The organism is Pseudomonas inefficax, assembly GCF_900277125.1.
In the GTDB taxonomy this organism is placed as follows: domain Bacteria; phylum Pseudomonadota; class Gammaproteobacteria; order Pseudomonadales; family Pseudomonadaceae; genus Aquipseudomonas; species Aquipseudomonas inefficax.
This window is the reverse complement of sequence record NZ_OPYN01000174.1, coordinates 25,419-33,059: the sequence shown is the minus strand read 5'-3', so window position 1 is coordinate 33,059 and position 7,641 is coordinate 25,419. Positions and strand designations below refer to the sequence as shown.

The following is a 7,641-nucleotide window of genomic DNA, read 5'->3' as shown; positions in this document are numbered from 1 at the left end:
TCAGTGCGGCGATGTCGCCAGCGCACACATCCTTGATTTCAGCGCGCTGGTTGGCGTGCATCTGCACCATGCGGCCGATGCGTTCCTTCTTGCCCTTTACCGAGTTGAGCACCGCGTTACCGGAGCTGAGCACGCCAGAATAGACCCGGGCGAAGGTCAGGGTGCCGACGAACGGGTCGGTGGCGATCTTGAACGCCAGCGCCGAGAACGGCTCGCTGTCGTCGGCGTGCCGCTCCAGGTGCTTTTCTTCGTCATCCGGGTCGGTGCCCTTGATGGCCGGGATCTCCGACGGGGCGGGCAGGTAGTCGATGACCGCGTCGAGCATCAGCGGCACGCCCTTGTTCTTGAATGACGAGCCGAGGATGGTCGGCACGATCTCGTTGTTCAGGGTGCGTTTGCGCAGGCCGGCCTTGATTTCTTCGATGCTCAGCTCTTCGCCATCGAGAAACTTCAAGGTCAGTTCGTCATCGGCCTCGGCCGCTGCTTCGACCATATGCGCACGCCATTCGTCAGCCAGCGCCTGCAGCTCGGCAGGGATATCTTCTTCGCGGTAACTGGTGCCGTTGTCGGCATCGTTCCAGTAGATGGCCTTCATCTTCACCAGGTCGATCTGGCCCTGGAAGTTTTCTTCGCTGCCGATGGCCAGCTGGATCGGTACCGGGTGGTGGCCCAGGCGCTGGTCGATCTGCTTGACCACGCGCAGGAAGTCGGCGCCCTGGCGGTCCATCTTGTTGATGTAGGCCAGGCGCGGCACGTGGTACTTGTTGGCCTGGCGCCATACTGTCTCGGACTGCGGTTCGACCCCGTCCGCGCCGCTGAACACCACCACCGCGCCATCGAGCACGCGCAGCGAGCGTTCCACCTCGATGGTGAAGTCGACGTGGCCGGGGGTGTCGATGATATTGAAGCGGTACTTGTGGGCGAACTGCTTGGTCGAGCCTTGCCAGAAGGCGGTGGTCGCTGCCGAGGTGATAGTGATGCCGCGCTCCTGCTCCTGGGCCATCCAGTCCATGGTCGCGGCACCATCGTGCACCTCGCCCATCTTGTGGTTGACCCCGGTGTAGAACAGGATCCGCTCGGTGGTCGTGGTCTTGCCGGCGTCCACGTGGGCGACGATGCCGATATTGCGGTACAGCTCGATGGGCGTTGTACGGGCCATGGCGGACTACCTGCGGATGAGCGGATTCTCCCACGGTAGCAGAACGGGAGAATCCTGCTTTACCGCCGGGCCGTCAGTCGGCCTGGGCCTGCAGCAGCCACTGACCATCCACTTCGCGGGCCAGGCCGCTGGCAGGCAACAGGGCTAGCAGGCGTGCGTGAAGGGCGGCTTCGGTGAAGGTCTTGAGGGTGGTCAGGTCCAGGTTGCCGACCAGGTTGAGGTCGGCCTTGGTGTACGACAGCCAGGCCTTTTTCAGGGCTTGGGCGACGTCGCTACCGGAGGTGCTGGCGAAGCGGCGGTGCCACTGGCGGCCGTCGAAGGTGAAGGTGTGGGCGTGGCTGTAGGTGCTTTGGTCGCCACCTTCGGTGCAGCGGTGGCAACGGCACGGGCCTTCGCCGAAGGCGTTACGCAGGTAGCTGTTGAAGTCCACCACGGGCTTGAGGGACAGGCGTTTGTCGACTTCGAACAGGTCGGCGATAAGGGGTTCTTCGGCGCTCACTCTGGATCCTCGTGTGGTGTGGCGTGCATCGCCGGGCACCCTAACAGATCGGGCCTTTCAGATCACCTTTTGCAGGCCTGGCCTCTTCGCGGGTAAACCCGCTCCCACAGGTACAACACAGCCTTTGAATGATGTGTAGTCCCTGTGGGAGCGGGTTTACCCGCGAAGAGGCCGGTAGAGACAATAGAGATCACCTGCCGTACTCTACGCGCCCATACGCCTACACACCCACTGAGGTAACCCCGCTTGAGCACCAAGTACCCGTACATCGCCACCATCACCATCAGCGCCGAAGACCGTGGCGGCGACACCGAAGCCTCGGAAAACCCCAACATGCGCGTTGGCCTGGAAGCGGTGACCGAAACACTGAAAAAGGTGCATTTCGTCGGTACGCTCGCAGCCCCCGAAAAGAACGCCACGCACATCTGCGTGACCTTGGAGAACGGCCTGACCTACTACGGCCCGATCGTCAACGGCCATGCCGAACTCGAAGGCGGCTGGATTGCCTTCGAGTCCGACATGCTCACCCCGCAGGAACTGGGTCTTTAAGCCCCGGTTGTTCTCAGGAGCCCAGCTCCGCCAGGCACTGCTCGAGGATATCCAGGCCTTCCTCGAGCACTTCGGCTTCGATGGTCAGCGGTGCCAGCAGGCGGATGATGTGCCGCGCCTTGCCGCTGGGCATCAGCAACAGGCCCTTGGCCCGCGCCGCTTCCATCACCTTGGCCAGTTGCGCCGGTGCCGGGCTGCCGTCGGCATTGACGAACTCGATCCCGCGCATGGCACCGACGCCGGTCAGGCGGCCGATGTACGGGCTCAGGCCCGAGGCCTTCCAGCGCTCGAAGCGGCGCACGATTGCCTGCTCCTGGCGTTCACCCCAGGTAGCGACGTTCTCGTCGGTCATCTGCGCCAGGCTGGCCAGGGCCGCTGCGCAGGCGATCGGGTTGCCTGAATAGGTGCCACCCAGGCCGCCCTTGGGCAGCGCTGCCATCAACTCCTTGCGCCCGACCACCGCACCCAGCGGCATGCCGCCTGCAATGCTCTTGGCCAGCAGCAGCAGGTCGGGTTCAAGCCCTAAGCGCGGGAAGGCGAAGCGCTGGCCGGTGCGGCCGAACCCGGACTGGATCTCGTCGATGATGATCAGGATGCCGTGCTCGTCGCAGAAGCGGCGCAGGGCCTGGGCGAAGGTTGGGTCAAGGGCAAGGAACCCGCCTTCGCCCTGCACCGGCTCGAAGATGAATGCCGCCACATCCTCCACTGCCAGCTCGACGCTGAACAGGCGGTCCATGGCCTTGAGGGCCTGTTCGCAGGTAACCCCGGTGTCGGCGCTGGGGTAGGGCAGGTGGTACACCGGCCCCGGCAGTTCGCCGACCCGCTGCTTGTACGGGGCGACCTTGCCATTGAGGTTCAGGGTGGCCAGGGTGCGACCATGGAAGCCGCCGTCGAAGGCGATGATCGCGCGTTTGCCGGTGGCAGCGCGGGCCACTTTCAGGGCGTTTTCCGCAGCTTCCGCGCCACTGTTGGTGAGCATGCCGGCCAATGGGTAGCTTACTGGTACGAACTGGCTCAGTTGCTCCATCAGCGCCAGGTATGGGCCGTGCGGGGCTGCGTTGAATGCGTAGTGGGTCAGGCGGGTGGCCTGGGCCTGGATCGCCGCCACCACGGCCGGGTTGCAGTGGCCCAGGTTGAGTACGCCGATACCGCCGACGAAGTCGATGTAACGTTTGCCGTCGGTGTCCCATACTTCGGCATTACGGCCATGGGAAAGTGTGATCGGATGAACGATGGCAATGGATTGGCTGATACTTTCCTGGTTCATGGGGCACGCGGACCTTGTTCGAGTTTCTTATTATCCAAGCGTGTTGGCGGGTTATTCCGCAAACGAATTATTCGATTGCGATCATTCCGTGGATTCTCGATCTTGGCTGGATTTTGTATTGCTAGCACTGGCCTCTTCGCGGGTGAACCCGCTCCCACAGGTACGGCGCCACGCTTGAAAGCTGTGCAATCCCTGTGGGAGCGGGTTTACCCGCGAAGAGGCCGTTACAGGTCCAATCAACCTCCCTCAGCCACCCGTTCCCGAATCCACTGCACGAAGGCCCGCACCTTGGGCACTTCGGCCGCATGCTCGGCATGGGCGATGAAGTGCCGGCCATTGCTCGCCACCGGGTGGTCCCAGGCCACCACCAGCTTGCCCTCGCTCAGCTCTTCGGCCACCAGATAGCGCGGAATCAGGGCGATGCCGCAACCGGCAATGGCAGCGCGGATGCACAGGTAGAACGTGTCGAAGCGTGGCCCGTGGTAGCTGTTCTGGCTATGCAACCCCAGCCCCAGGAACCATTCGTGCCAGGCCTCCGGGCGTGACACGCACTGCAACAGGCGGTGCTCGGTCAGCGCCTGGGCGCTGTCGAACCGGTGGTTGGCCAGCAGCTGCGGGCTGCATACCGGCACCACCTCTTCGCTGAACAGCTCGATGCAGGTTGCCCCGGGCCAGGTGCCCTGGCCGAAGAAAAACGCAATGTCGGCCTTGGCCTGCACCAGGTCGAACGGCTCCAGTTCATTGCGGATATCCAGGTGAATGCGCGGGTAGCGGTCGCCAAAACCCTTCAGCCGGGGCACCAGCCAGCGCGCGCCGAAGGTGGGCTGGGTGGCAATGCGCAGCACTTCGGTCTCGTCGCCGTAGCTGAGGATGTAACGGCTGGAAATGTCGATCTGGGTGAGGATCTTGTTCACTTCGGTGAGGTACAGCGCGCCGGCCGGGGTGAGGTGCAGGCGGCGGCGAATGCGCTGGAACAGCGAGTGCGCAAGCATGTCCTCGAGCTGCGCGACCTGCTTGCTGACGGCGCTCTGAGTCAAGTGCAGTTCCTGGGCCGCGCGGGTGAAGCTGAGGTGGCGGGCGGCCGCTTCGAAGCACTGAAGGGCGGTGGTCGAAGGCATCAGGCGTTTGGACATGACAGGCAAATACCGAGCAAAAAAGGAAGGAGTTCATTCCGTAACGGAATCATGTGTTTCGAAAAGGTCGTTTGTTGACCCCGCCCTATAGATTAATACTGACCTGGATCAACGATTACAACCGGTCGTGCGAAGAGGAGGTCAGTACCCGCTTCCGGCATCTGCAAAACAACAACAACGAACATCAGAAATTTATAAGAATTCTGCTCCAGTCTTCAGCCGCTCCGCTGCGGCCGACCCATTCGAGGGTTCTTCATGGCTTCGCTACAAAACAACAAACAGCGCTCCCTGCAGCACGGCCTGACGTCCCGTCAGGTATCCATGATTTCCATCGCCGGCATCATCGGCGCCGGCTTGTTCATCGGGTCCTCCAACGCCATTGCCACCGCCGGCCCGGCCATCCTCATCTCCTACGCCATGACCGGCCTGCTGGTCTTGCTGGTGATGCGCATGCTGGGTGAAATGGCCATCGCCAACCCCAACAGCGGCTCGTTTTCCACCTATGCCTCCGAAGCCATCGGCCCCTGGGCAGGCTTTACCATCGGCTGGCTGTACTGGTGGTTCTGGGTACTGATCATTCCGGTCGAGGCCATCGCCGGTGCCGATATCCTGCATGCCTATTTCCCTGGCGTGCCGTCGTGGCTGTTCGCCTTCCTCATCATGCTGGTGCTGTCGGGTACCAACCTGATCAGCGTGAAGAACTTCGGTGCCTTCGAGTACTGGTTCGCGCTGGTCAAGGTGGTGGCGATCATCGCCTTCATCGTGGTCTGCAGCCTGGCAGTGTTCGGCGTCTGGCCACTGGCCGAGGTGTCCGGGGTCAGCCGGTTGTGGGACAACGGCGGCTTCATGCCCAACGGTTTCGGCACCGTGCTCGGTGGCGTGCTGATCACCATCTTCTCGTTCTTCGGCGCCGAGATCGTCACCATTGCCGCTGACGAAACCGCCAACCCGAAAGACAAGATTCGCCGCGCCACCAACCTGGTGGTGTACCGCATCGCCATCTTCTACCTGGCGTCGATCTTCCTGGTGGTGTCGCTGGTGGCCTGGAACGACCCAGGGCTGAAAGCGGTGGGTTCGTTCCAGCGTGTGCTTGAGGTGCTGAACGTGCCGGGCGCCAAGCTGCTGGTGGATATCGTGGTGCTGGTGGCCGTGACCAGCTGTATGAACTCGGGCCTGTACACCGCGTCGCGCATGCTCTATTCGCTGGGTGCCCGCGGCCAGGCGCTGAGCGTGACCAAGCGTATTTCCGGCTCTGGCGTACCAACCGTGGCGGTCATCTTCTCGACCCTGGCCGGCTTTGCCGGGTGCTTGGTCAACTATGTGTTCCCGGGCAAGGTATTCGGCTTCCTGCTGTCCACCACCGGCGCCATCGCCTTGCTGGTGTACCTGGTGATTGCCGTGTCGCAGCTGCGCATGCGTGCCCGCGCCGAGCGTGAAGGGCGGCCGCTGGAGCTGAAGATGTGGCTGTTCCCGTGGCTGACCTGGCTGGTGATCGGCACCATCGTCATGGTACTGGGCTACATGCTGTTCAGCGATGCCTACCGCTACGAGACGCTGATGACCGCCGGGGTGACAACGTTCATCCTGCTGGTTTCGCTGACCCAGCGGCGCGCCAGTGTGGCTACCCAGACGGCCTGATGTTTCTGCTTTAATGTGGGGGCGTTGGGCGCCCCCCATATCAATAAGCACAGGAAGCGTATGAACGACCATTCCCTTTCCCTCCAGGCCCTCGCCGCACCCGACGGCACTTGCTACGGTTGCGGTTGCTCTCACCCCAGCGGCCTGCACCTGCAAAGCCATTGGGACGCCGACGGCATCCACCTGGTGTGCCGGCACGCGCCCGACAGCACCTTCATCGGCTGGCCCGGCCTGGTCTACGGCGGGCTGCTGGCGATGCTGGTCGACTGCCACTCCAACTGGACGGCTATGGCTTACCACTACCGCAATGAAGGTCGCGAAGCGGGGAGCCTGCCGCGCATCGACTGTGTCACTGGCAGCCTTGGCCTGAGCTACCTCAAGCCCACACCCATGGGCGTGGAACTGTTGCTCAAGGCGCGTGTGGAGGGTGAGGTCGGGCGCAAGACCCGGGTAATCTGCGAAGTCTGGGCCGGCGATGTACTGACGGTGACGGCTGACTCGGTGTTCGTCCGCGTCGATACCGAAAAGCTCAAGCTCAAGGCCCACGGCCAAGCCTGAGCCGACCGTGCTGATGAGTGGTCGGTGATGGTCAGCGGCCGGGGATGTCTCTAGAGTGAGAGGTTCACTCCCCAGGCAAGGTTGATCATGACCGATCTCAGTGCTTTCCCCATTACCCGCAAGTGGCCCGCAAAACACCCCGAACGCCTGCAGCTTTACTCGCTGCCTACGCCCAACGGTGTCAAGGTGTCGATCATGCTCGAAGAGATCGGCCTGGCCTATGAGCCGCACAAGGTCAGCTTCGACAACGATGACCAGCTGAGCCCCGAGTTCATATCGCTCAGCGTCAACAACAAGATCCCTGCCATCCTCGACCCCAACGGCCCGGGTGGCCAGCCGCTGCCGCTGTTCGAGTCGGGAGCGATCCTGCAGTACCTGGCGGAGAAGAGCGGCCAGTTGCTCAGCCAGGACCCGGCCCAGCGTTACCAGACCTTGCAGTGGCTGATGTTCCAGATGGGTGGCATCGGGCCAATGTTCGGCCAGGTGGGGTTCTTCCATTTCTTTGCTGGCAAGGAATACGAGGACAAGCGCCCGCGCGACCGTTATGTCAACGAGTCCAAGCGCCTGCTCGGTGTTCTGGACCGGCATCTGAAAGGCCGGGAATGGATGGTCGACGAGTACAGCATTGCCGATATCGCGATCTTCCCGTGGGTGCGTAACCTGGTTGAGCGTTACAACGCCCGTGATCTGGTCGGCTTCGATCAGTTACAGGAAGTGCAGCGGGTGCTGGCGGCATTCCTCGAGCGGCCGGCCGTGCAACGCGGCCTGAAAATTCCAGGTTGAGTAGTTGACTCCGATCCTGTGGGAGCGGGTTTACCCGCGAATGCGATGTTGGGTT

8 protein-coding genes are annotated in these 7,641 nt (G+C 62.5%); 4 read left to right on the top strand and 4 right to left on the bottom strand.

Going from position 1 to position 7,641, the window contains the following annotated elements; genetic code table 11:
- Positions 1–1,159: elongation factor G (locus JV551A3_RS21150; RefSeq protein WP_133979098.1), on the bottom strand; the 1,159-nt coding region annotated here is incomplete at its 3' end.
- 73 nt (positions 1,160–1,232) lie between these two features.
- A complete protein-coding gene (locus JV551A3_RS21145; RefSeq protein WP_133974093.1) occupies positions 1,233–1,658 on the bottom strand; it encodes a hypothetical protein in 426 nt (141 codons plus the stop codon).
- 246 nt (positions 1,659–1,904) lie between these two features.
- Here JV551A3_RS21145 and JV551A3_RS21140 point away from each other — a divergent pair, with 246 nt between their 5' ends.
- Positions 1,905–2,207: a hypothetical protein gene (locus JV551A3_RS21140; protein ID WP_061551108.1), complete on the top strand. Its 303-nt coding sequence runs from the start codon at positions 1,905–1,907 to the stop codon at positions 2,205–2,207.
- A gap of 13 nt (positions 2,208–2,220) precedes the next feature.
- Here JV551A3_RS21140 and JV551A3_RS21135 read toward each other — a convergent pair whose 3' ends face one another.
- Entirely contained in the window at positions 2,221–3,474 is a 1,254-nt protein-coding gene (locus tag JV551A3_RS21135) for a 2-aminoadipate transaminase (protein ID WP_133974091.1), read from the bottom strand.
- Positions 3,475–3,710: 236 nt separating this feature from the next.
- Positions 3,711–4,607 carry a transcriptional regulator GcvA gene (gene gcvA / locus JV551A3_RS21125; RefSeq protein ID WP_133974089.1) on the bottom strand — a complete coding sequence of 299 codons (897 nt, stop codon included), beginning with the start codon at positions 4,605–4,607 and terminating at the stop codon, positions 3,711–3,713.
- A gap of 255 nt (positions 4,608–4,862) precedes the next feature.
- Here gcvA and JV551A3_RS21120 point away from each other — a divergent pair, with 255 nt between their 5' ends.
- The 3 genes from JV551A3_RS21120 (at position 4,863) to JV551A3_RS21110 (ending at position 7,586) form a co-directional block, all read left to right on the top strand.
- Positions 4,863–6,245 (top strand): amino acid permease, encoded by a 1,383-nt coding sequence (locus JV551A3_RS21120; protein WP_133974087.1) that lies wholly within the window; start codon positions 4,863–4,865, stop codon positions 6,243–6,245.
- Positions 6,246–6,305: 60 nt separating this feature from the next.
- Complete coding sequence (locus JV551A3_RS21115) at positions 6,306–6,803, top strand: PaaI family thioesterase (RefSeq protein ID WP_133974085.1); 498 nt, start codon at positions 6,306–6,308, stop codon at positions 6,801–6,803.
- Positions 6,804–6,890: 87 nt separating this feature from the next.
- Positions 6,891–7,586, top strand: a complete 696-nt coding sequence (locus JV551A3_RS21110; protein WP_133974084.1) for a glutathione S-transferase N-terminal domain-containing protein — start codon at positions 6,891–6,893, stop codon at positions 7,584–7,586.
- Positions 7,587–7,641 lie beyond the last annotated feature (55 nt).